Consider the following 24,486-nt stretch of genomic DNA (forward strand, 5'->3'; position numbering starts at 1 on the left):
CTGTCTGTCTGGTTGGGGATTTGTTACATAGAAGCAGCCGATTACAACTGCTTTCTTTCGTTCTGTCTGGGTTTATGGTATAATGAGACGATATGTAAAGAAGGAAAATAGTATGAATATTCAACAATTGCGTTATGTGGTCGCTATTGCCAACAGCGGGACCTTCCGTGAAGCGGCGGAAAAAATGTATGTCAGCCAGCCCAGCCTCTCGATCTCTGTCCGGGATTTGGAAAAAGAACTCGGTTTCAAGATTTTCCGCCGGACCAGCAGCGGGACCTTTCTGACCCGCCGGGGCATGGAATTTTACGAAAAAGCGCAGGATTTGGTCAAGGGCTTTGATGTCTTTCAAAATCAATATGCCAATCCGGAAGAGGAAAAGGACGAATTTTCCATCGCCAGCCAGCACTATGACTTTCTGCCGCCTTTGATGACAGAGTTTTCGCAGAAATATCCTGAGTACAAGAATTTCCGGATATTTGAGTCAACCACGGTGCAGATCTTGGATGAGGTGGCTCAGGGGCACAGCGAAATCGGGATTATTTACCTCAATAATCAGAACAGCAAGGGCATTATGCAGCGGGTGGATAAGCTGGGGCTGGAGGTCATTGAGCTCATTCCCTTCCAAACCCACATTTACCTGCGGGAAAAGCATCCCCTGACGGCTAAAGAGGAGCTGGTCATGGCGGATTTGGCGGATCTGCCGACGGTGCGCTTCACTCAGGAAAAGGACGAGTATCTCTATTACTCTGAGAACTTTGTGGATACCAGCGACAGCTCGCTGATGTTTAATGTGACGGATCGGGCAACGCTCAATGGTATTTTGGAGCGGACGGATGCCTATGCGACCGGGTCAGGCTTTTTGGACAGCGACAGTGTTAATGGCATTACGGTTATCAAGCTCCGTGACAATCTGGACAACCGCATGGTCTACGTCAAACGGGAAGAGGTAGAGCTTTCTCAGGTAGGCGAAGCCTTTGTGTCCGTTATGAAAGAATATTTTGCACAGAAAAAATAAGTATGAAAAGAAACATTACCATTCCCCTTTCAGTCTTGACCCTGGTTCTTTTGGACCAGCTGGTCAAATTTTATATTGTCAGTGATTTTAAGCTGGGTCAGGTCAGGGACTTCATCCCGCAGCTGGTCAGTCTGACCTATCTGCAAAACACCGGAGCTGCCTTTTCTATGCTGGAAAATCAGCAATGGCTCTTTACTTTGGTGACATTTTTGGTCATCGGCGGAGCTGTTTACTACCTCATCAAGCACCTCCATGCCTCCAAGTGGCTGCTGGCTGGGCTGACCTTGGTGATTGCCGGCGGTTTGGGGAATTTTATCGACCGTTTGCGCCAAGGTTTTGTAGTTGATATGTTTCAGCTGGAATTTATCCATTTCGCTGTTTTTAATGTAGCGGATATGTACCTGACTTTTGGCGTTGCCATTTTACTGCTGCTGATGATAAAGGAAGAGAAAGATGGAAGTAAGAATTGAGGCAGCTGCGGCGGGGCAGCGCTTAGACAAGGCGGTGGCTGACCTGACGGAGCTCTCCCGCAATCTGGCCAATGAACAGATAAAGAACGGTCAGATTTTAGTCAACGGTCAGACCAAGAAGGCCAAGTATGCTGTCAAAGAGGGCGATGTCATCCGTTATGAATTGCCGGAGCCGGAGGTGGTAGAGTACCAAGCCGAGGACTTGCCTCTGGACATTGTCTACCAAGATGAGGATGTGGCGGTGGTCAATAAAGCTCAGGGCATGGTGGTCCATCCGAGTGCCGGCCACACCAGCGGCACCCTGGTCAATGCCCTGCTCTGCCATATCAAGGATCTGTCTGCTATCAACGGTGTGCTGCGTCCCGGCATTGTCCATCGGATTGACAAGGATACCTCGGGGCTCTTGATGATTGCCAAAAATGACCGAGCCCATCTGGCTCTGGCGGAGGAGCTGAAAGACAAGAAATCACTGCGCAAATACTGGGCTATCGTCCATGGCAATCTGCCCAATGACCGTGGCGTGATTGAGGCGCCGATTGGCCGCAGTGACAAGGACCGCAAGAAGCAGGCCGTGACAGCCAAGGGCAAACCGGCTCTGACACGTTTTCAGGTCTTGGAACGCTTTGGTGACTATAGCTTGGTTGAACTCCAGCTGGAGACAGGCCGGACTCATCAAATTCGCGTTCACATGGCCTATATCGGTCATCCGGTGGCCGGAGATCCAGTCTATGGACCGCGAAAGACCCTGAAAGGTCATGGCCAGTTTCTGCATGCGCGGACTCTGGGCTTCACCCACCCTCGGACAGGAGAGGTCTTGGAATTTACGGCTGAAGCGCCAGCTATTTTCCAAGAAACCTTGGAAAAGCTGCGGAAAGGCGGTCAGTAAATCCGCTTAGTCTTGAGGAAATTGGACAAGCAGATCTGCTGGCTTTTGTGGATGGGACCAAGCAATAGCATTTTCAGAGCCGGTATTTGCAGGAAGAGCGCTACATGGCTTTGAAGCAGAGAAAGGGCTTATCTTATGAAAAGATGATGGAAGAAGCGGCCAGGGCTTACGTCAGACACTATCTCAATCCTCGGAGCAAATCCAGCCCCTGCCCAATCCAGATGAGTGGTCTGTCGGCTATTTTCATCGGCTGATAGTGGAGTAGAAATAGGCAGCGAAGTTGACTGCCGTCTCGACCGCCCCAATCGCGGTCGTTTTGATTTTCGGTGATTCGTGGTATAATAGGACAATCTAATCCTCTTCGAAAATCTCTTCAAACCATGTCAGCGTCGCCTTGCCGTACGTTTGAGGCCTTCCTCTCGGAAGCTTTATCTGCCGCCTCAAAGCCTCCGCCGGAGCTTTTGGACACTTCCTAGTAGAAGCTCCATCCGGCTAGCTCCGACACGGGCAGTATTGAAACGATTATTTTCCATACTGCTAAATAGTGCAGGAGTTAGAGAAAGTCCTGCGGGATTTCTCGTGACTGAATGAGCAGCTGCTGCCAGCCTGTCTGCTCCTGCCTGGTTGGCTGATGATTTTCATTGAGCATAAGCAAGAAAGAGTTGTCTATGAAAGCAAAGCGTATTGTATTTAAGGTGGGAACCAGCTCACTGACCAATCCAGACGGCAGTCTGTCGCGGGCCAAGGTACGGTCCATCACCCACCAGCTGGCTGTCCTGCATGAGGCGGGGCATGAGCTGATTTTAGTTTCATCCGGAGCCATTGCAGCGGGTTTTGGGGCCTTGGGCTTTAAAAAACGGCCTGCGAAAATCGCCGACAAGCAGGCTTCGGCTGCGGTGGGGCAGGGCCTGCTTCTGGAGGAGTACACGGCTAATCTGCTGCTCAAGAAAATTGTCTCCGCCCAGATCCTGCTGACTCAGGATGATTTTGCCGACAAGCGCCGCTATCAGAATGCCCATCAGGCCCTGTCGGTCCTGCTCAACCGCGGAGCTATTCCCATCATCAATGAAAATGACACGGTCTCCATAGAAGAATTGAAGGTTGGCGATAATGATACTCTCAGCGCCCAAGTGGCAGCTATGGTACAGGCGGATCTGCTGGTCCTGCTGACGGATGTGGATGGTGTCTATACGGCCAATCCAGCTGTCAACCCTGAGGCTGAACGGTTGCATGTCATTGAGAATATTACACCGAATATCATTGAGATGGCTGGCGGAGCAGGTTCCAACAATGGAACGGGCGGCATGCTGACCAAGATTAAAGCCGCTACAATTGCGACGGAATCAGGCGTGCCGGTTTATATTTGCTCCTCATTAAAGGAAGATGCCCTGCTAGAGGCGGCAAACCAGCAGGAAGACGGCTCCTATTTCATTGCCCAAAAGAAGGGGCTGAAAACGCAGAAGCAGTGGCTGGCTTTTTATGCCAGAAGTCAGGGGGCAATATATGTGGACCGAGGTGCCGCTGCCGCATTATCTGAAAATGGCAAGAGCCTGCTTTTATCAGGTGTTGTCGAAATTGAGGGGCATTTTTCCTACCATGACATTGTCACTGTCTATGATAAGGAAACGGGAGAATCTCTGGGCAAGGGGCGTGTGCAATTTGGCTATTCAGCTGTGAAAGACATGCTCCAATCGCAAAAGGCCAGGGGGGTGCTCATTCATCGCGATGATTGGATTTCTATCACACCTGAAATCCAGCTGCTCTTTACAGAATTTTAGAGGTGAGAAATGGTAACGACACAAGAACAGTTTGAAACGGCCAAGGCCGTCAAAAAATCCATCAACACAGCCAGCACTGAGCTGAAAAACCGAGCCTTGCTGGCTATGGCTGACCAGATTTGGCAGGCTCGGGCGGACATCTTGACAGCCAATGCTCAGGACATGGCAGCAGCTAAGGGGAAGATTTCAGATGTCATGCTGGACCGGCTTTATCTGGATGAAGGACGAATTAAGGCCATGGCAGAGGGGATCCGTGAGGTGGCGAAGCTGCCAGACCCCATCGGGGAAGTCTTGGAGACCAGCCAGCTGGAAAATGGGCTGGAAATCACCAAAAAACGGGTGGCCATGGGTGTGATTGGCATTATCTACGAAAGCCGGCCCAATGTCACCTCTGATGCGGCTGTCTTGGCTCTTAAAAGCGGAAATGCAGCCGTCTTGCGCAGCGGAAAGGATGCCTACAAATCCGCACATGCCATCGTCACAGCGCTCAAGAAAGGGCTGGCGGAAACAGCTATCAATCCGGAAGTCATTCAGTTAATTGAAGATACCAGCCGTGACTCCAGCTATGCCCTGATGAAGGCCAAGGGCTATCTGGATCTGCTCATTCCCCGAGGTGGCGCGGGACTGATTCAGGCGGTTGTGGAAAATGCGACTGTGCCCGTCATTGAGACAGGTACAGGCATCGTTCATGTCTATGTCGACAAGGATGCGGACCAGACCAAGGCGCTGTCAATTGTTGAAAATGCCAAGACCAGCCGTCCTTCTGTCTGCAATGCAATGGAGGTATTGCTGGTTCACGAAGCCCTCGCAGTCGACTTCTTGCCGTCTTTGCAGAAAGTCTTGGTGACGGACCGTGAGGCTGCAGGGCTTGCGCCAGTCCAACTGCGTCTGGATGAGAAAGCAGCTCAGTATATCTCAGGAACACAAGCTAAACCAGAAGATTTTGATACCGAATTTTTGGACTATGTCTTAGCGGTCAAGCTAGTTTCTTCGCTGGAGGATGCGGTCGAGCATATCGAAGCCCACAGTACCCATCATTCGGATGCCATTGTGACAGAAAATGCTGCAGCTGCTGCTTACTTCACTGAACAAGTGGACAGCGCAGCGGTCTATGTCAATGCCTCTACCCGCTTTACCGACGGCGGCCAATTCGGTCTGGGCTGTGAAATGGGTATTTCCACTCAGAAACTGCATGCTAGAGGTCCGATGGGACTGAGAGAGCTGACTTCTTATAAGTATGTTATTCAAGGAACAGGTCAGGTGAGGGAATAATAATGAAGATTGGATTTATCGGTTTGGGCAATATGGGCGGCAGCTTGGCCCGCTTGGTCGCTCAAGATGACAGATACAGAGATGGGATGCTGCTGGCCAACCGCAGTCAGGAAAAGGCTGAGAAGCTGGCAGCAGAAGCTGGCGGCCAGCCAGCCAGCAATGCCCAAGTGTTTGCTCAGGCAGACATGGTTTTTCTGGGCGTCAAGCCGGCTCAGTATGCAGCCTTGCTGGCGGATTATGAGACTGTTTTAAAGGAGAGAGAGTCTCTCCTGTTGATTTCCATGGCGGCCGGTCTGCCTTTGGCGACCTTGGAAAAGCTGACTCCTAAGCAGCATCGCTGGATTCGGATCATGCCCAATACGCCTGTGGCTGTTGGCGAGGGTGTTATCACCTATGCCTTGTCCGAGTTAGCGGGTCAAGCGGATGAGGATTTATTGCTGGAGATGCTGTCTGCTGCCGGTCTGCTGATCAAGCTAGAGGAAAAGCAGCTGGATGCTGCGACAGCTTTGGCTGGCTGCGGTCCGGCTTTTGTCTATCTCTTTATGGAAGCTTTGGCTGACGCTGGTGTTCAGACAGGATTGGCCCGGGAGACCGCTCAGCAGCTGGCTGTCCAAACCCTTTTGGGCACAGCCAAACTGGCACAGGCGAGTCAGCAGCATCCGGCCCAGCTCAAGGATCAGGTCTGCAGTCCCGGTGGTTCAACCATAGCAGGAGTAGCCAGTCTGGAAAGCCACGCCTTCCGGGGTACGGTCATTCAGGCTGTCCAGGCCGCCTATCAGCGGACGCAGGAGCTGGGGAAGAAATGAAGGAGCTGGACTTTTAGAAAAGAGAGGGGGTGGAGACAGTAAAATGAATGGTGTCTGTCAAATCCCTCTCTTTTTTAGTTTGTTTGGTATTCAAATAAGCTTTCCATTCAAATCTGTGATATAATAAATACTATGCAAACCAGACCGACCTCTGCTTATGTGCACATCCCTTTTTGCACTCAGATTTGTTATTATTGTGATTTTTCCAAGGTATTTATCAAGAATCAGCCGGTAGACAGCTATTTAGAGCACTTGATCGAGGAGTACCGTTCTTATGACATCCAGAAACTCCGTACTCTCTATATCGGCGGCGGTACCCCGACAGCTCTGTCGGCTGCTCAGTTGGAATGGTTGCTGGATAGGCTGGTGGAGCAGCTGGATTTGGATTGTTTGGAAGAGCTGACCATCGAGGCCAATCCCGGTGATCTGGATTCGGACAAGATAGCCGTGCTCAAGAACTCGGCTGTCAACCGAGTGTCTCTGGGCGTGCAGACTTTTAATGACCGCATGCTCAAGCAGATTGGGCGCAGCCATCTGGAAAAAGATATTTATGAAAATATCGACCGCCTCAAGGAGGCTGGTTTTGACAATATTTCCATTGACCTGATTTATGCCCTGCCCAAGCAGACCATGGAGGATGTGCGGGAAAATGTGGCCAAGGCGATTGCTCTGGACATTCCCCATATGAGCCTCTACAGCCTGATTTTAGAGAACCACACCGTCTTTATGAATCGGATGCGGCGGGGCAGGCTTCCCCTGCCAAAGGAGGATCTGGAGGCGGAAATGTTTGAATACATTATCGCAGAGCTGGAAAAGGCCGGTTTTGAGCATTATGAGATTTCCAACTTTTCCAAGCCCGGCTTTGAAAGCCGCCACAATCTCATGTACTGGGACAATGCAGAGTATTTTGGGTTGGGAGCAGGAGCCTCAGGCTATGTCGATGGCATCCGCTATAAGAATCATGGTCCTATCCGCCATTACCTGCAGGCCGTAGAAGCCGGCAAGGCCCGGGTGACAGAAGAAGTGCTGACGCTGAAAGAAAAGATGGAAGAAGAGATGTTTCTGGGACTGAGGAAGAAATCCGGTGTTTCCAAGAAGCGTTTCCAAGAAAAGTTCGGTCAGCCCTTTGACCAGCAGTATGGTGCTGTTGTGGCAGAGCTGACGGAGCAGGGACTGCTGGTTCCTGACAAGGATATTGTCCGTATGACCAAGAAAGGGCTGTTTCTGGGGGATACGGTTGCTGAGAAATTTATATTGGAGTAAAAAATGGGCTTAACTTACCAAATGAAAATGAAAATCCCCTTTGATATGGCAGATATGAACGGCCACCTCAAGCTGCCGGACGTGATTTTGCTGTCCCTGCAGGTGTCGGGCATGCAGTCCATTGACCTAGGGATCAGTGACAAGGACATGCTGGAGCGCTATAATCTGGTCTGGATTATCACTGACTATGACATTGATGTGGTTCGGCTCCCGCACTTTGCCGAGGAAATCACCATTGAAACAGAAGCGCTGACCTATAATCGGCTCTTTTGCTACCGGCGCTTTACCATTTTTGATGAGTCTGGTCAGGCAATTATCCAGATGCTGGGCACCTTTGTCCTCATGGATCGGGACAGCCGCAAGGTTCATCCAGTGGAACCGGAAATTGTTGCACCTTACCAGTCTGCATTTTCCAAAAAGCTGATGCGCGGACCCAAATATCCCGACTTGGAGCATGCGACAAGCAAAGACTACCATGTCCGTTTTTACGATTTGGATATGAACGGCCATGTCAATAACAGCAAGTATCTGGACTGGATTTTTGAGGTCATGGGAGCAGACTTCCTCACCCAGCATATCCCTAAAAAAATCCATCTCAAGTATGTCCGGGAAGTCCGTCCCGGCGGCATGATTGCCTCCAGTTATGACTTGGACGGTCTGAAGAGCAATCACCAGATTGCCAGTGACGGCCAAGTCAACGCACAGGCCCTGGTGACCTGGCAGAAGCTGAAAAAAGAAAATTAGAAAGACAGAAAATGACTTATAAAGGCTATTTGATTGATTTAGACGGCACGATTTATAAGGGCAGGAGCCGGATTCCGGCCGGCGAGGCCTTTGTGCATGAGCTGCAGAAGCGGGATATCCCCTATCTTTTTGTGACCAACAATACCACGCGCACACCGGAAACGGTTCAGACCATGCTGGCAGAGAGTTTTAACATTGAAACGCCGCTTTCGACCATCTATACTGCAACGCTGGCCACCATTGACTACCTCGATGACAAGGCCTTGGGAAAGAAAGTCTATGTTATCGGCGATGTTGGGCTCAAGCACGCTATCGAAGAAGCGGGCTATACAGAAGATACAGAGAATCCTGACTATGTTGTGGTCGGTCTGGACTGGGAAGTGGACTATGAAAAGCTGTCGATTGCAACACTGGCCATTCAGCGGGGGGCTCATTTTGTCGGGACCAATCCCGATCTCAATATTCCGACGGAGCGCGGGCTGTTGCCGGGTGCTGGTGCGATTAATGCTCTGCTGCAGGCCGCGACACGGGTTCAGCCGACCTTTATCGGCAAGCCCAATGCCATTATCATGGAAAAGGCCATCGAACATTTGGGGCTGGCGCGTGAAGCGGTCGTCATGGTCGGCGATAATTACCTGACGGACATCCGGGCGGGAATTGACAACGGCATCCCAACCCTCTTGGTCACGACAGGTTTTACCAAGCCAGAAGAAGTAGCAGACCTGCCCATTCAGCCGACGCATGTTCTGGCTAGTTTAGCGGAGTGGGATTTTGATGCGTGATCGGTTAAGATTTTCTGCCAGCCTTCTTTTTCTGCTGGCGGCAGCCGTTGTCCTGACCATTTATCTGGCTTGGCTGCTGTACCCGCTGGAGATTGCTTATTTTGACTTGCCGGCCAAGGTTTATTTGAAAGCGGAGACTATTCAGTATAATTTCAATATCTTGATGAATTACCTGACCAATCCTTTCAGTCGGCAGCTGGCCATGCCAGACTTTCGCTCATCTGCAGCTGGCCTGCACCATTTTCAGGCAGTCAAATACCTCTTTCATCTGGCGCAGGCTGTCTTTCTGCTGACCCTGCCGGCCTTTGTCCTCTTTATCCGAAATGTAGTCAGAAAAGGCCTTTTAGCCCTTTACAGACGAGCCTTTCTGCTTCTCAGTCTATTGCCGCTAATCTTAACAGCAGTGGCCTTTCTGATTGGTTTTAACAGCTTTTTTACACTCTTTCATCAGCTGCTCTTTGTCGGAGACAGCACTTGGCTGTTTGACCCGGCCAAGGATCCGGTGATCTGGATTCTGCCGGAAGATTTCTTTCTGCACGCCTTTATTCTTTTTGCCCTTTTGTATGAAGCTTTCTTTGTGACTTTTTATGCTCTGAGCAGAAAAAAGCTTGCAGGCAGTGAAAGCAGCGCTTGAATTTTACTATAGGAGATATTATGTATTACAATCAACAGCAGCCTCAGCCTTCCTTTCAACCTTATCCGCAGCCTCAGCCGAATCCGACCCCCAGAAAGGATTTGGGGCGCTTTGCGGCCACTTGTTTTACTTATACTTGGGTCATGCTGGCAGTTATTTTTTTCTATACGCTGGTTGCGGTTATCGTTCTTGCGGCTCAGCGGGGAGTGACGGATAGGGCAGCCTTTGAGCAGATGGCGGCAGAATTTATAGCCAAGGACGGGACGGCTTATATATTGGCAGCCTGTCTGGGAGTGCTTGTTTTTACCATTTCTCGGGGGAAGCAGCTCTTTACCCATGACCTCCGCCAAAAAGGCCAAAAGATGACGCCCAAGGTTTTCTTTGTCATGATTTGCTTTCTGCTGTTCGCCCAATTATTTACAGCTTTGGTCAATCAGCTGATGCAGTCTATCATGCTGCTTTTCAATCTTGACATTTCGGAGATTCTATCAGGAGGCAGCGGTTCCCAAACGCTGAGCATGCTGCTTTATTCATCGTTGATGGCTCCGATTACGGAGGAAATAATCTTCAGGGGAGCGGGACTGCGGGCTTTGGAAAAGCACGGCAAAATTTTTGCAATTATTCTGACTTCGATTATTTTTGGTCTTTTTCATGAAAATCTATTCCAGCTTTATTTTGCCGCTTTGACTGGTTTGGGACTTGCCTATATCGCATTTGAGTACTCGATTATCTGGTCTATCATTTTTCATATCATCAATAATCTGGTCATAGCAGAAGGCGTGGATTTTATTTCCAAAAGAGCTCCAGAGCCCATTGTCACTTTTGTTTACAACTCTCTTTTAATCGCTGGCAGCACCGTTTTCCTCTTGGTCCTGATTTTAAAATGGCCGAAATTCAGAGCCTATATTCAGGCTAACCGCTCTCTGCCGGGCACCTATCGCCAGGCCTTCAAGTCTGTCTGGTTTTGGGTATTGACTGTTCTGACCGTTCTGGCAACCCTTCTGCCTATCCTGCTTGTTTATATTTCGTCCAGATTCTGATTTTTTACTGGATTGTTTTTTCACGCTTTTTCTATTTTGAAATCACAGCTCCTTGGCTGAGACTGCTGAAAAAGCAGCATTCTTTAAACATTTAACAAGGCTGGCCGAGAAAAGCTATAAGGTCAGCAAGCTTCTGACATCAAGGTGCAGGGTTGGGAGAGAGTCAGCCGGCGCACTAACAACAAATATAAAACGAATGATGAGCTGTTCGCATCCTGCAATCGCCCTCCTCATTCTTTTTTATGTTCCTGCTCAGTCAAACAATGGAAGCTACAAAGCGTGCCCCCAGCTCCTTTGTCTACAGCCGCGTATAGGTTTGAATTAGAAAGAGCAACAGCGCCAACTGACTGAACTGCAGCTTGCTGCTGATATTTATCAGGGATAGCATTGATTTGATAGGAAAATGATAAAAAGTGATAGATTTTGAAAGAAAGTGCTTGACTTTACTTTCAATTCCTGTATAATATAACTGTAATCGATTGCAAAGGAGGTGTTTTATGCTGAAGTCGGAAAGAAAGCAGGTGATTCTAGAGACTGTCACCAGGGAAAAGTTTGTCTCCCTTGACCATCTAGTCCAAGCTTTGAACACTTCAGAATCAACCGTCAGAAGAGATTTAGATGAACTGGAACAGGAGCATAAGCTGCGGCGGGTTCATGGCGGAGCAGAGAGTTTTCATTTCCTGCAGGAAGAAGAAAGCAATCAGGAGAAATCTATCAGAAGCATTCAGGAAAAGACAGCTATTGCCCAGGCAGCAGCTGCTCTGATTCAGGAGCACGATGTGATTTTCATTGATGCCGGCACCACCAATGAACTCTTGGTCAACGAGCTGCATGATCCCCGGATTACAGTGGTGACCAATTCCATTCATCATGCGACCAAGCTGGTTGACCGCACGATTCCTACAGTGATTATCGGCGGCAAGGTCAAGCGTTCGACAGACGCCAGTATCGGCGGTGTGGCGCTGAATCAGATCGGACAGCTTAATTTTGATAAGGCTTTTATCGGCATGAATGGCATTGATGATTCCTTTTTTACAACTCCGGATATGGAGGAGGGAGCTGTCAAGCGAGCAATTTTGGAAAATGCCAAGCAGACCTATGTTTTAGCGGATGCTTCTAAGCTGGGTCAGACCTCTTTTGTCAAAGTTGCACCTCTTGCAAAAGCAAGTATTATTACCAATCAAACTGAATCCGAAGTGCTTCAGAAAATAAAGGAAAAAACGGAGGTGATTGAAGCATGATTTATACCGTTACACTCAATCCTTCGATTGACTATATTGTCCGCCTGGACAAGGTCCTCGTAGGCAGTGTCAACCGGATGGACAGCGACGATAAGTTTGCCGGCGGTAAGGGCATCAATGTCAGCCGGGTTCTCAAACGTTTGGGAATCGAAAATGCTGCGACTGGCTTTATCGGCGGCTTTACCGGAAAATTCATCACAGACACTCTTGAAAGCGAAGGGATAGCCAGCCATTTTGTCGAGGTAGAGGCCGACACTCGTATCAATGTCAAAATCAAAGCAGATGCTGAGACTGAAATCAACGGACCGGGTCCGGAAATTTCAGCGGATAAGCTGGCTGAGCTCAAGGCTTTCCTTGCTTCCCTGACCTCGGATGATACGGTGGTCTTTGCCGGCAGCAGCCCTAAAAATCTGGGCAATGTGGTCTACAAGGAACTGATTGGCCTGACCAGAGAAACAGGCGCTCAGGTCGTCTGTGATTTTGAGGGTCAGACCCTGCTGGACTCGCTGGAGTTTGAGCCGCTCTTGGTCAAGCCCAACAACCATGAACTGGGTGATATTTTCGGAGTCAAGCTGGAAAATCTGGAAGACATCGAACGTTATGCCCGGCAGCTGCTGGACAAGGGAGCGCAGCATGTTATCATCTCCATGGCCGGAGATGGCGCTCTGCTGGTGACCAAAGAAGGTGCCGTTTTTGCCAAGCCGATCAAAGGCACAGTCAAAAACTCTGTCGGAGCCGGTGATTCTATGGTAGCTGGTTTTACCGGAGAATTTGTCCGCTCGGGCGATGCAGTGGAAGCCTTTAAATGGGGCGTTGCCTGCGGAACAGCGACCACCTTCTCAGATGATTTAGCGACCGCTGACGATATCAAAGAAACTTATGGAAAAGTAGAGGTAGAAAAACGATGAAAATTCAGGACTTACTGAGAAAAGATGTTATGCTGCTGGACCTTCAGGCGACTGAGAAAAAGGCAGTTATTGAAGAAATGATTCAAAGCCTGGCTGACCACGGCTATGTGACAGATTTTGAAGCTTTTAAAGAAGGGATTCTGGCTCGCGAAGCCCTGACTTCAACTGGTCTGGGTGATGGCATTGCCATGCCTCACAGCAAGAATGCTGCTGTCAAAGAAGCGACCGTCCTCTTTGCCAAATCCAACAAAGGTGTTGACTATGAGAGTCTCGACGGCCAGCCGACTGACCTGTTCTTTATGATTGCTGCTCCGGAAGGTGCCAATGATACGCACTTGGCAGCCTTGGCTGAGCTGTCCCAATATCTGATGAAAGACGGTTTTGCGGACAAGCTGCGCCAAGTGACCTCGCCAGATGAGGTGATTGCTCTCTTTGATGTAGCTTCAGAAAAAGCAGAAGAACCAGCAGTAGTGGAGCCAGCGGCAGAAGACGGTGATTTTCTGGTTGCGGTAACCGCTTGTACAACCGGGATTGCCCACACATATATGGCTCAGGAGGCGCTGCAGAAAGCTGCTGCTGAAATGGGGGTCGGCATCAAGGTCGAAACCAATGGAGCCAGCGGCATCGGCAACAAGCTGACGGCTGAGGACATCCAAAAAGCTAAAGCAGTTATCATTGCAGCGGACAAGGCAGTTGAAATGGACCGTTTTGACGGCAAACCGCTGATTAACCGTCCGGTAGCTGATGGTATCCGCAAGACCGAAGAACTGATTAATCTAGCTCTTTCTGGCAATGCTGAAGTCTACAAGGCAGCGAATGGCGGCGGTGCGGCAGAAGCAAGCACAGAGAAGAAAAGCTTGGGCGGTGCCTTCTATAAGCACCTGATGAGCGGGGTTTCCCAGATGCTGCCATTCGTTATCGGCGGCGGGATCATGATTGCCCTTGCTTTCCTGATTGACCAAATCATCGGTGTGCCAAATACCAAGGAAGCCTTGGCTCAGCTGGGAAGCTACAATGAACTGGCAGCTCAGTTCAAGACTATCGGAGGAGCAGCCTTTGGCTTTATGCTTCCAGTTCTGGCAGGATATATTGCCTACTCCATCGCTGAAAAGCCGGGTCTGGTATCAGGTTTTGTTGCAGGTGCTATTGCCAGCAGCGGTGCTTCTTTTGGCGGGATTGCTTTTGGTTCCGGCGGTGAAAAAACACTTGCTCTTGCAGGGGTTTCCTCTGGTTTCCTGGGAGCCTTGGTCGGCGGTTTCTTGGCCGGCGGTGTCATTCTCGTCCTTCGCAAGCTCTTGGCTGGACTTCCGCGTTCGCTGGAAGGAATTCGCTCCATCCTGCTCCTGCCGCTGCTGGGGGTATTCTTCACAGGATTCTTGATGCTTGCTGTCAATATCCCAATGGCAGCCATCAATACAGGACTCAACAACTTCCTGTCCAGCTTGAGCGGTACATCTGCCGTTCTGCTGGGGCTGCTGGTCGGCGGGATGATGGCCGTAGATATGGGCGGACCGGTTAATAAGGCGGCCTATGTCTTTGGTACAGGAACTCTGACAGCAGATGCCATGATGAACGGCGGTTCAACAGTGATGGCAGCGGTGATGGCAGCCGGTATGGTGCCTCCGCTTGCAGTTTTCGTTGCAACCCTGCTTTTCAAGAATAAATTCACCGAAGAAGAACGCGATTCCGGTCTGACAAATATTATTATGGGGCTTTCCTTTATTACAGAAGGGGCTATTCCATTCGGTGCTGCAGACCCTGCCCGTGCTATTCCAAGCTTTATCGCTGGCTCTGCTTTGACAGGGGCTCTGGTCGGCTTTGCCGGACTGAAGCTGATGGCACCGCACGGCGGTATCTTCGTTATCGCCCTTACCTCCAACCCGCTCTTGTACTTGCTCTTTGTGGCTATCGGAGCAGTGGTCAGCGGTGTTCTCTTTGGTTACTTGCGCAAACCCTTGGAAAAATAATATCTTACTAATCAAAAAGAATCTCAGCTGTGAGGTTCTTTTTTGATACTCAATGAAAATCATCAGCAAATTAGAAAGCTAGCCGAAACCGTACTTGAGTACTGTAAGGCGATGCTGACCTAGTCTGCAGAGATTTTCGAAGAGGCTTATACGGTATCTTATCAAAGATACTCTCCTTTGTGGGTGAGGGCGCGGCCATCACGGGAGTCTGTCCCACCGCTTTTCAAAGCAGCAGATAAGGAAAGCGAAGCTGGCATTGGCTTCACGCCAGTAGAACTGTCTCTTCCTTACGGAAGCTTCATTCGCCGCCTCAAAGCGATCGATACGAAGAGGGCAGAAAATCTATGCACGGTCAAAAAGAGCCAATCTGTCCATTTTTACAGTCTGCAGACTTGCTGAATCTCGGGATATGGCTATGGAAAGTCACTGGGAATTATGATATAATGGACTATCGCATATTTTTAGGAGAACAGTAATGCATTTACAACGTGAACAAGAATTTGTAAGTCAGTACCATTTCGATGCCCGCAATTTTGAATGGGAAAAAGAAAATGGAACGCCTGAAACTAAGGTAGATGTCAACTTCCAGCTGGTCAAGCGAGACGCAGAAAACCAAACCACTTCCTTGATTGTCATCCTGACCTTTATGATTGTTTTTGAAAATTTTGTTATCAGCGGGACTATTTCGCAGGCTAATCATATCCATGGTCGTCTGGTCCAAGAGCCCAGTGAGTTTGATCACGAAGAAGTAGAGGAGCTGGCCCGTCCCTGCCTGACCATGCTCAATCGTTTGACTTATGAAGTAACAGAAATTGCTCTGGATCTGCCGGGCATTAATTTGGAGTTCTGATGATGAAATTAGCTGTCATTACCGATTCGTCGGCTTACTTGCCGGCCCATCTCCTGGAAAAGGACAATCTCTTTGTTTTGGATATTCCGGTTGTCATTGAGGGAGAAACTTATCTTGAAGGACAAAATTTAACAGCCAGTGAATTTTACGAAAAAATGGCTGCCGCAAAAGAACTGCCCAAGACCAGCCAGCCCAGTATTGCAGAGCTGGAAGATATTTTAACCATTCTGGACGGCAAAGACTATACTCATGTTTTGGGTCTCTTTCTATCCAGCGGTATTTCGGGTTTTTACCAGAATATTCAGTATCTGAAAGATGATTTTTCTGATTTGACCATTGCTTTTCCGGATTCAAAAATCACCAGCGCTCCGCTGGGCATCATGGTTGAATCTGCCCTGACTTGGGCAGAAGAGGGCCGCTCATTTGAGGAGATTGCTGATGGGGTGAACCGGCAGATTGAGGGAACCGGCGCCTTTATTTTGGTGGATGATTTGAACCATCTGGTCAAGGGAGGCCGCCTGTCCAACGGTGCAGCTATTCTGGGCAATCTGCTCAGCATCAAGCCTGTTCTCTATTTTAATGATCAGGGCGTCATTGAAGTATTTGAGAAGATTCGGACCGAGAAAAAGGCGGTCAAGCGCATGATTGAAGTAGTAGAGGAAGCAACCGCCGGCGGGAACTATCAGATCATTGTCATCCATGCCCATGCAGCCGAAAAGGCAGAGGAGCTGCGGCAAATCCTGCTGGACAGCGGGATTGCTGGCGACATTCCCATTGCAACCTTTGGCAGTGTCATCGGGACACACCTCGGCCAAGGAAGTGTAGCGCTGGTCTACATTCCCGTTATTTGATGGCTTGAACAGCCTGAGCTAAACCTTGTAAGGAGGAAGACATGAGTATCAATGTGATTATTGCTGGTTTTAAAGGGAAAATGGGTCAGGCGGCCTATAAAATGGTGAGCGAGGATCCTGAACTGACCCTGGTCGGCCTGCTGGATCCCTTTACGGATGAAAAAGAAATCGCTGGAGTTCCGGTATTTAACCGCAAGGAAGACATGGCCGATCTGGATGCCCACGTCTGGGTAGACTTTACAACGCCGAAGGCAGCTTATGAGAATACGGACTTTGCCCTATCCAGCGGTTTTGCTCCGGTTGTCGGAACGACTGGATTTACTCCGGAGCAGATTGAGGAGCTGACAGAGCTTTCCCGAAAAAAGGAGCTGGGCGGTTTGATTGCACCTAACTTCGCTTTGGGCGCTGTTCTGCTCATGCAGTTTGCAGCTCAGGCAGCCAAGTATTTCCCTGATGTAGAGATTATCGAACTGCACCACGACCAGAAAAAGGATGCTCCCAGCGGGACGGCTGTCAAAACAGCTGAGCTAATCAGCCAAGTCCGGACCAGCAAGCAGCAGGGTGTAGCTGACGAAGAAGAAACGATTGCAGGTGCCCGCGGGGCGGAGTTTGACGGGATGCGGATTCACTCAGTGCGGCTGCCTGGCCTGGTCGCTCATCAGGAAGTGATTTTCGGAAGCCAGGGAGAAGGGCTGACCCTCCGCCATGATTCTTATGACCGGGTTTCCTTTATGACCGGAGTCAATCTGGGAATCAAGGAAGTAGTCAAGCGCTCAGAACTTGTCTATGGATTGGAACATTTACTATGAGACTCGACAATATGCCTTCTGAATTTCAGGAGGCTTTACCAGTATTAAAGAAGATTAAGGAAGCCGGTTTTGAGGCTTATTTTGTCGGTGGATCAGTCCGCGATGCCCTTTTAGAACGGCCGATTCACGATGTCGATATTGCCAGCTCGGCCTATCCAGAGGAGATCAAAAAAATCTTCCCCCGGACCATTGATGTGGGCATCGAGCATGGGACAGTTCTGGTCTTGGAAAATAATGGCGAATACGAAGTCACCACCTTTCGGACAGAGGATGTCTATGTGGACTACCGGCGGCCCAGCAAGGTCTCTTTTGTGCGCTCGCTGGAAGAGGACCTCAAACGCCGGGACTTTACCATCAATGCCTTAGCACTGGACGAAAAAGGGCAGGTCATTGATCTTTTTCAGGGACTGGCAGACTTAGAGCAGCGGCTCTTACGAGCAGTCGGCCAGGCTGCTGAGCGTTTCAATGAGGATGCGCTGCGGATTATGCGGGGCTTTCGCTTTCAGGCCAGTTTGGGGTTTGACTTAGAAGCGGACACCTTGCGGGCTATGAGAGACTGCGCTCCTTTGCTGGAAAAAATATCAGTTGAGCGGCTTTTTGTGGAATTTGATAAATTGCTCATGGGGGTTTACTGGCGTAAGGGACTTGCTGCGCTCCTATCCAGCGGGGCATCAGACTTTCTGCCGGATATGAAGGGCAGGGCCCAGCAGCTGACACAGCTTTTTGACTTGCAGCCGGACTTTGCTTTCAGCAGTTCTGAGCAGGCTTGGGCAGCCTTGGTAACAGCTTTGGATGTTCACGATATTCGCTCTTTTCTCAAAGACTGGAAGACTTCGAAGGAATTCGCCAAGAAAGTAGCAGCTTTGGCAGAAATTGCTGCTATCCGCCGGACAAGAGAGCTGACGAGACGGGACTGCTATCGCTATGAATCAGACTTGCTGCTGCAGGCCGAGCATCTGCGGCAGGCAGCCGGCCTGCCGGTTGATTTCGAGCTTATTCGAACGACGCACAGCTCCTTGGCGATTCATGGTAAGCATGAGATGGCGGTGAGCGGCCGGCTTTTGATTGAAGACTATGGTTTTCAGCCGGGGCCGGCTTTGGGTCAGGTGCTGAATCAGGTCGAAACGGCGATTGTTGACGGAATTTTGGCCAATGACAGAGATGACATTATAGAGTTTATCAAGGAGCTGGGCTATGAATGATTTTATTGTTGAGCAGCTGAGTAAGACAGTCGGCGACAAGACAGTTTTTCGCAATATTTCTTTTATCATCCATGATCTGGACCGCATCGGACTGATTGGGGTCAACGGTACTGGCAAGACCACTCTTTTGGATGTTCTTTCCGGCAGGGCGGGCTTTGACGGTGATGCCGCTCCTTTTTCGGCTAAGTCTGACTACAAGATTGCCTATCTGACCCAGGAGCCTGATTTTGACGAGGACAGGACGGTTCTTGATACGGTACTGTCCAGCAGCCTGCGGGAAATGCAGCTGATACGGGAGTATGAGCTGCTCTTGACTGCTTATGATGAAGGTCAGCAGTCAAGACTAGAAGCGGTCATGGCGGAGATGGATTCCCTTCATGCTTGGGAAATCGAGAGTCAGGTCAAGACTGTTCTCTCTCAGCTGGGGCTGCAAGACCTGTCCCTGAAGGTCGGTCAGCTTTCAGGCGGACTCCGCCGGCGGGTCCAGCTGGCTCAGGTCCTCTTGGGAGATGCTGATCTGCTTCTTTTAGACGAGCCGACCAACCATTTAGATATTGATACGATTGAGTGGCTGACCAAATTTCTGAAAAATTCTAAAAAAACCGTTCTCTTTATCACCCATGACCGTTACTTTCTGGATCATATTTCAACTCGGATTTTCGAGCTGGACGGCGGCTCTTTGATTGAGTACCAAGGCAATTACCAAGACTATGTCCGGCTCAAGGCGGAGCAGGACGAGCGGGATGCAGCTCTGCTTCACAAAAAGAAGCAGCTGTACAAGCAGGAGCTGTCCTGGATGCGAAGGCAGCCTCAGGCCCGTGCTACCAAACAGCAGGCCCGAATCCATCGTTTCCATGACCTCAAGAAAGATTTGGCCGGCCAGGCAAGCGACAGCAGCTTGGAAATAAATGTTGAGGCCAGCCGTATCGGCAAGAAAGTCATCGAGTTTCAAGATGTGACATTTGCATATGAAACCCGGCCGATTCTTGCTCATTTCAGTCTGATCCTTCAAAACAAGGACCGGCTGGGCATTGTCGGTGATAATGGGGTCGGCAAGTCCACCCTGCTCAATCTGATTGCCGGAAAACTCCAGCCGCAGACCGGTCAGCTCCTCATCGGAGAAACGGTTCGAGTGGCTTACTTTTCCCAGCAGATTGAAGGGTTGGATGAGTCCAAGCGGGTTATCAGCTATCTGCAGGAAGTGGCAGAGGAAGTCAAGACGGATGCAGGTACGACTTCTGTCGCTGAGCTTCTGGAGCAGTTTCTCTTTCCGCGCTCCATGCACGGCACGTTGATTGAAAAGCTGTCCGGCGGTGAGAAGAAGCGGCTCTATCTGCTCAAGCTGCTCTTGCAAAAGCCCAATGTCCTCCTTTTGGATGAGCCGACCAATGATTTGGATATTGCGACCCTGACTGTTTTGGAAAACTTTCTGCAGAACTTTGCGGGTCCAGTCATCACGGTCAGCCATGACCGCTATTTTCTGGATAAGGTTGCCAGTAAGATTCTGGCCTTTGAGGACGGCACTGTCAGGGAATTCTTTGGCAATTACACGGACTATCTGGATGAGAAAGCCTTTATGACTCAAAGCTCTGCTATTTCCCAAAAGCCTCAAAAGGAAAAAACGGCTAAGGTGCGCGAGGAGAAGAAGCGCATGAGCTACTTTGAAAAGCAGGAGTGGGAGTCCATTGAGGGGGATATTGAGGCACTGGAGGAGCGGATTTCAGAGATTGAAGCAGCCATGCAGGAGAACAGCTCTGACTTTACCCGCCTGTCCGAACTCCAGCAAGAACTGGACCAGCAGAACGAAAAACTGCTGGAAAAATACGAGCGCTATGAATACCTGAGTGGGCTAGATGGATGAAAGAAGTAGTGTTTAGGCAGAGCTGGTTGAAGATATTCATTTTAGCTATATCGGCGAGCGCTCTTGCTGTCTTTATGACTACAGTTCTTGTATTACCATCTAAAAACGGATACCTATTATTCGACTCCAATATTTCTGTGATTGAAAAAATGTTTTTAGTGATAGGTACAATTGTTTTTGATTTTCTCTCTATTTTAGTATGGATTTGTTTGTTTAGAGATAAACGTTTTCTACGTCTGACTGAACAGGGATTTTACTTTAAACCCCTTCTTTTTAGAGAAGTTTCGTTTCATAGTTGGGGAGAAATCCAGAGTATAGACTATAGAATTGAACGTATTCGACATTATGCAAAATATCAATTATTCAATAAGAGTCATATTTTGACGATTTGTTTTCATTCAGTGGATCCTGCAGTTTTGAAGAGAAGTAGGCTTGCTTCTAGAAAGAGCAAAAGGTATAAGTTTGGTATTCCTGAACCGTTAGAAATTACTCTTATGTTATTGAAAAAAGAGAAACCAAAATATATTTATGAAACGATGATGGATTACCATAATCAATGGCAAGCAAGTCAGAAGGATATTTAAGGTGAAGGTATAGTCCGAACAGTTTCATAAACTGTAAATCTAAAACCTTTAGAGATGGAACGGAGGTATCTATGAAACTAAGATTGGAAAATACCAACTCAAAGAAGACGCAAGAATTGGGAAATTTAATCAGATCCTACAATCGATCTAAGAGGGAGCCCTCCAAAAGTGAGCCTCTTAACATCTATGTAGAAGACGAACAAGGAAATCTGCTGGCCGGTATGGCGGCCGAAACTTTTGGTAATTGGCTGGAGATTGAGTATTTGTATGTGAGCGAGGAATTACGAGGGCATGGCATAGGCTCAGAAATGCTGAACAGGGCGGAAAAGGAAGCCAGAGAAAGGAAATGCAAATATTCATTTGTAGATACGTATCAGTTTCAAGCGCCGGATTTTTATAAAAAGCACGGCTATAGAGAAGTGTTCGCTCTGAAAGAATACCCCTATACTGGTGAAAGATATTATTATACAAAAGACTTGTGAGTTTACTTTGGGAATAAAGATGGATTTGATTTTTACTTTTCTTTATGCAAACCTTTTCCTTACTGAAAAAATCTGATATAATGATGATAAATAAAACACATAGGAGAACATCATGTCGAAAAAAATCATCGGAATTGACCTTGGCGGGACATCTATCAAGTTTGCGATTTTGACGCCGGAGGGAGAGATTCAGGAGAAATGGTCTATCAAGACCAATATTTTAGACGAAGGCAGTCATATCGTAGATGATATGATTGCCTCCATTCAGCATCGCTTGGAGCTGCTGGGACTGACTGCAGAGAGTTTTATCGGCATCGGCATGGGCTCTCCAGGTGTTGTTGACCGTGAGCAAGGCACAGTTATCGGCGCTTACAATCTCAACTGGAAAACGCTGCAGCCTGTCAAAGAAAAGATTGAAAAAGCGACGGGTATTTCTTTCTTCATTGATAACGACGCCAATGTAGCAGCCTTGGGTGAGCGCTGGATGGGAGCCGGAGACAATCAGCCGGATGTGGTCTTTATGACGCTGGGAACAGGCGTGGGCGGCGGAATTGTTGCTGAAGGGAAACTTCTTCATGGTGTAGCTGGAGCAGCTGGAGAGTTAGGCCATATCACAGTAGACTTCGACCAGCCTATTCAGTGTACCTGCGGCAAGCAGGGCTGTCTGGAAACAGTGGCCTCTGCGACCGGCATCGTCAATCTGACTCGCCGCTATGCGGATGAATATGCCGGCGAAGCCAAGCTGAAGGAACTCATCGACGATGGCGAAGAAGTGACGGCAAAGACTGTCTTTGACTTAGCCAAGGAAGGCGACGAGCTGGCCTTGATTGTTTACCGCAATTTCTCCCGCTATCTAGGGATTGCCTGCGCCAATATTGGCTCTATCCTCAATCCATCCACCATTGTGATCGGCGGCGGGGTTTCAGCGGCAGGCGACTTTTTGCTGGACGGCATCCGCAAGGTTTATGAAGAGAATAGCTTCCCGCAGGTTCGGACCTCGACCAAGCTCGCTCTGGCGACTCTTGGAAATGACGCCGGTGTGATCGGGGCAGCTTCCTTGGTTCTGCAATAATGCCAGACGTTTTGTGTATTTGTTCTCCTGCAGAGAAGTCTGTAGGAGAATTTTTTTGGAAATTTTGCTATACTAGAGAGAGTTTTGTAAGATCAAAGGAGACATCATGACGCTAGCAGATATGATTTTCAAAGAGAATATTAAAAAAATCATGGAAGAGGGGGTCTTTTCGGAGAATGCCCGTCCCCGCTATAAAGATGGAAATGTGGCTAATTCTAAGTATATCACGGGCTCTTTTGCTGAATACGATCTGAGCAAGGGAGAGTTTCCCATCACGACCCTGCGGCCCATTGCCATTAAGTCGGCAATCAAGGAAATGCTCTGGATTTATCAGGACCAGTCCAATGATTTGGATCTATTGGAAGAGAAGTACAATGTCCACTATTGGAATGACTGGGAAGTCGGCCATACTCGCACCATTGGTCTGCGCTACGGTGCAGTTGTCAGGAAGCATGACATCATCCGAAAGATTCTGAAGCAGCTGGAGGCCAATCCTTGGAACCGCCGCAATATCATCTCACTCTGGGATTATGAAGCTTTTGATGAGACGGAAGGATTGCTCCCATGTGCCTTCCAAACCATGTTTGACGTGCGTCGCGTGGATGGCGAAATTTATCTGGATGCCACCCTGACTCAGCGCTCCAATGATATGCTGGTGGCCCACCATATCAATGCCATGCAGTATGTGGCCCTGCAGATGATGATTGCCAAGCATTTTGGCTGGAAGGTTGGGAAATTCTTCTACTTTATCAATAATCTCCATATCTATGACAATCAGTTTGAACAGGCAGAGGAATTGCTCCGCCGAGAGCCGTCTGACTGCCAGCCTCGTCTGGTACTGCATGTACCTGATGGTACAGATTTCTTTGACATAAAGGCAGAAGACTTTGAACTGCTGGACTATCATCCGGTCAAACCACAGCTGAAATTTGACTTAGCTATTTAATCTGTTTGTCTTTCAGATTCCCAAAAGCTCCAGCGGCGGTTTTGATACTCAAAGAAAATCGAAGGTAAGAAGGCAGACAGATGCAGACAGAGCTTCCTTCCGGAAAGAAGCAGCAAAAGAGCACTGCTTTGAGGCGGTGGATGGAGCTTCCGCTAGGAAGTGTCAGCGGTACTGACTTTGCGGCTGCAAGCGGTGGGACAGCTTCCGTGAGGGCGCAGCCACCTTCTTTGAGTATCTGCCAGGCAGAAAGGCTGAGCTTCAAACTTGGTCTTTTTGTAATTTTGTAATTTTTTAAAGCAAAGCAGCCGTAAGTCATGCTTTAATTAAGCCTTTTTCTGTAAAATTTGATAGAATAGAAGTACTAATGCAAAGGATGACGGAATGACAAAGAAGATTATCGCCATTTGGGCGCAGGCCGAGAGAGGACTGATAGGAAAAGATCAGGTGATGCCTTGGCACTTGCCCGCTGAGCTGCAGCATTTTAAAGAAACAACCACCGGCCATGCCATTCTGATGGGCCGGGTTACCTTTGAGGGGATGAAGCGGCGTGTCTTGCCCAACCGCATCAGTCTGATTCTGACGAGGGACAAAGATTATCAGATTGATGATGAAAAGGTCTTTATTTTTAATACAGCAGAGGATGTTTTGGCTTGGTATGAAAAGCAAGACAAAAACCTCTATATCATCGGCGGAGCTCAGGTGCTGGCCCTTTTTGAGCCATATCTGGACGAATTAATTCAAACTCAGATTGAGGCTGAGCTGGAGGGGGATACGTATTTCCCTGCCGGCTTCGACTGGTCGCCTTATCAAGAGAGCAGCAGCCGGTTTTATCCTAAGGATGAGAAAAATGCCTATAATTTTACGGTGAAGCACTATCAAAGAAAGGATTCGTAAAAATGGAGCGGAGTATTTTTGGTTTTTTTACGGCCTTTTTAAGCGTTATCTGCGTGATTTGCGCCATTCAGACCTTTCGGAAAAAGCGGTTTGGGCTGGCAGCTTTATTTTTGCTGAATGCTTTTACAA

Annotated in this window: 25 protein-coding genes; all 25 read left to right on the top strand. The window is 48.9% G+C overall.

Annotated features, from left to right (window positions below; all coding sequences use genetic code 11):
- Positions 1 to 112 precede the first annotated feature (112 nt).
- The 25 genes from DHL47_RS00505 (at position 113) to DHL47_RS00625 (ending at position 24,357) form a co-directional block, all read left to right on the top strand.
- The gene (locus DHL47_RS00505; protein WP_209550517.1) at positions 113 to 1,015 is read left to right on the top strand and encodes a LysR family transcriptional regulator; all 903 of its coding nucleotides are present in this window, start codon (positions 113 to 115) and stop codon (positions 1,013 to 1,015) included.
- A gap of 2 nt (positions 1,016 to 1,017) precedes the next feature.
- Positions 1,018 to 1,485 (top strand): signal peptidase II, encoded by a 468-nt coding sequence (lspA, locus tag DHL47_RS00510; RefSeq protein WP_209550518.1) that lies wholly within the window; start codon positions 1,018 to 1,020, stop codon positions 1,483 to 1,485.
- Positions 1,469 to 2,371, top strand: a complete 903-nt coding sequence (locus DHL47_RS00515) for an RluA family pseudouridine synthase (RefSeq protein WP_209550519.1) — start codon at positions 1,469 to 1,471, stop codon at positions 2,369 to 2,371. The genes lspA and DHL47_RS00515 overlap by 17 nt, the downstream gene beginning before the upstream one ends.
- A 104-nt stretch (positions 2,372 to 2,475) precedes the next feature.
- Entirely contained in the window at positions 2,476 to 2,625 is a 150-nt protein-coding gene (locus DHL47_RS00520; RefSeq protein ID WP_209550520.1) for a hypothetical protein, read from the top strand.
- A gap of 414 nt (positions 2,626 to 3,039) precedes the next feature.
- Positions 3,040 to 4,149 (top strand): glutamate 5-kinase, encoded by a 1,110-nt coding sequence (gene proB / locus DHL47_RS00525; RefSeq protein ID WP_128837164.1) that lies wholly within the window; start codon positions 3,040 to 3,042, stop codon positions 4,147 to 4,149.
- 9 nt (positions 4,150 to 4,158) lie between these two features.
- The gene (locus DHL47_RS00530; RefSeq protein ID WP_209550521.1) at positions 4,159 to 5,421 is read left to right on the top strand and encodes a glutamate-5-semialdehyde dehydrogenase; all 1,263 of its coding nucleotides are present in this window, start codon (positions 4,159 to 4,161) and stop codon (positions 5,419 to 5,421) included.
- A gap of 2 nt (positions 5,422 to 5,423) precedes the next feature.
- Positions 5,424 to 6,227: a pyrroline-5-carboxylate reductase gene (gene proC, locus DHL47_RS00535; protein WP_209550522.1), complete on the top strand. Its 804-nt coding sequence runs from the start codon at positions 5,424 to 5,426 to the stop codon at positions 6,225 to 6,227.
- A gap of 132 nt (positions 6,228 to 6,359) precedes the next feature.
- A complete protein-coding gene (gene hemW, locus DHL47_RS00540) occupies positions 6,360 to 7,490 on the top strand; it encodes a radical SAM family heme chaperone HemW (protein WP_209550523.1) in 1,131 nt (376 codons plus the stop codon).
- 3 nt (positions 7,491 to 7,493) lie between these two features.
- Positions 7,494 to 8,234, top strand: a complete 741-nt coding sequence (locus tag DHL47_RS00545) for an acyl-[acyl-carrier-protein] thioesterase (RefSeq protein ID WP_209550524.1) — start codon at positions 7,494 to 7,496, stop codon at positions 8,232 to 8,234.
- An 11-nt stretch (positions 8,235 to 8,245) separates the two neighbouring features.
- The gene (locus DHL47_RS00550; RefSeq protein WP_209550525.1) at positions 8,246 to 9,016 is read left to right on the top strand and encodes a TIGR01457 family HAD-type hydrolase; all 771 of its coding nucleotides are present in this window, start codon (positions 8,246 to 8,248) and stop codon (positions 9,014 to 9,016) included.
- On the top strand, positions 9,009 to 9,650 hold the full coding sequence (locus DHL47_RS00555) for a TIGR01906 family membrane protein (protein WP_209550526.1): 642 nt from the start codon (positions 9,009 to 9,011) through the stop codon (positions 9,648 to 9,650). The genes DHL47_RS00550 and DHL47_RS00555 overlap by 8 nt, the downstream gene beginning before the upstream one ends.
- A 20-nt stretch (positions 9,651 to 9,670) precedes the next feature.
- Positions 9,671 to 10,690: a CPBP family intramembrane glutamic endopeptidase gene (locus DHL47_RS00560; protein WP_128837158.1), complete on the top strand. Its 1,020-nt coding sequence runs from the start codon at positions 9,671 to 9,673 to the stop codon at positions 10,688 to 10,690.
- A 497-nt stretch (positions 10,691 to 11,187) separates the two neighbouring features.
- On the top strand, positions 11,188 to 11,931 hold the full coding sequence (locus DHL47_RS00565; protein WP_128837157.1) for a DeoR/GlpR family DNA-binding transcription regulator: 744 nt from the start codon (positions 11,188 to 11,190) through the stop codon (positions 11,929 to 11,931).
- Positions 11,928 to 12,839, top strand: a complete 912-nt coding sequence (gene pfkB / locus DHL47_RS00570; protein ID WP_209550527.1) for a 1-phosphofructokinase — start codon at positions 11,928 to 11,930, stop codon at positions 12,837 to 12,839. Before DHL47_RS00565 ends, pfkB begins: the two co-directional genes overlap by 4 nt.
- Positions 12,836 to 14,806, top strand: a complete 1,971-nt coding sequence (locus tag DHL47_RS00575; RefSeq protein WP_209550528.1) for a PTS fructose transporter subunit IIABC — start codon at positions 12,836 to 12,838, stop codon at positions 14,804 to 14,806. The genes pfkB and DHL47_RS00575 overlap by 4 nt, the downstream gene beginning before the upstream one ends.
- A 475-nt stretch (positions 14,807 to 15,281) precedes the next feature.
- On the top strand, positions 15,282 to 15,656 hold the full coding sequence (locus tag DHL47_RS00580; RefSeq protein ID WP_128837155.1) for a DUF1149 family protein: 375 nt from the start codon (positions 15,282 to 15,284) through the stop codon (positions 15,654 to 15,656).
- Positions 15,657 to 15,658: 2 nt separating this feature from the next.
- On the top strand, positions 15,659 to 16,507 hold the full coding sequence (locus DHL47_RS00585; protein ID WP_128837311.1) for a DegV family protein: 849 nt from the start codon (positions 15,659 to 15,661) through the stop codon (positions 16,505 to 16,507).
- 41 nt (positions 16,508 to 16,548) lie between these two features.
- The gene (dapB, locus tag DHL47_RS00590; protein ID WP_209550529.1) at positions 16,549 to 17,316 is read left to right on the top strand and encodes a 4-hydroxy-tetrahydrodipicolinate reductase; all 768 of its coding nucleotides are present in this window, start codon (positions 16,549 to 16,551) and stop codon (positions 17,314 to 17,316) included.
- Positions 17,313 to 18,518, top strand: coding sequence for a CCA tRNA nucleotidyltransferase (locus DHL47_RS00595; RefSeq protein WP_209550530.1), 1,206 nt, complete (start codon positions 17,313 to 17,315; stop codon positions 18,516 to 18,518). The genes dapB and DHL47_RS00595 overlap by 4 nt, the downstream gene beginning before the upstream one ends.
- Positions 18,511 to 20,379, top strand: a complete 1,869-nt coding sequence (locus DHL47_RS00600; protein ID WP_209550531.1) for an ABC-F family ATP-binding cassette domain-containing protein — start codon at positions 18,511 to 18,513, stop codon at positions 20,377 to 20,379. Before DHL47_RS00595 ends, DHL47_RS00600 begins: the two co-directional genes overlap by 8 nt.
- A complete protein-coding gene (locus tag DHL47_RS00605) occupies positions 20,376 to 20,963 on the top strand; it encodes a hypothetical protein (protein ID WP_128837152.1) in 588 nt (195 codons plus the stop codon). Before DHL47_RS00600 ends, DHL47_RS00605 begins: the two co-directional genes overlap by 4 nt.
- 71 nt (positions 20,964 to 21,034) lie before the next feature.
- Entirely contained in the window at positions 21,035 to 21,445 is a 411-nt protein-coding gene (locus DHL47_RS00610; RefSeq protein WP_128837151.1) for a GNAT family N-acetyltransferase, read from the top strand.
- A gap of 112 nt (positions 21,446 to 21,557) precedes the next feature.
- Complete coding sequence (locus DHL47_RS00615) at positions 21,558 to 22,517, top strand: ROK family glucokinase (RefSeq protein ID WP_128837149.1); 960 nt, start codon at positions 21,558 to 21,560, stop codon at positions 22,515 to 22,517.
- Between the two features lie 106 nt (positions 22,518 to 22,623).
- A complete protein-coding gene (locus tag DHL47_RS00620) occupies positions 22,624 to 23,463 on the top strand; it encodes a thymidylate synthase (RefSeq protein WP_209550532.1) in 840 nt (279 codons plus the stop codon).
- 381 nt (positions 23,464 to 23,844) lie between these two features.
- Complete coding sequence (locus DHL47_RS00625; RefSeq protein WP_128837146.1) at positions 23,845 to 24,357, top strand: dihydrofolate reductase; 513 nt, start codon at positions 23,845 to 23,847, stop codon at positions 24,355 to 24,357.
- Positions 24,358 to 24,486: the final 129 nt, after the last annotated feature.

It is taken from the genome of Streptococcus panodentis (assembly GCF_017884005.1).
GTDB lineage: Bacteria > Bacillota > Bacilli > Lactobacillales > Streptococcaceae > Streptococcus > Streptococcus panodentis.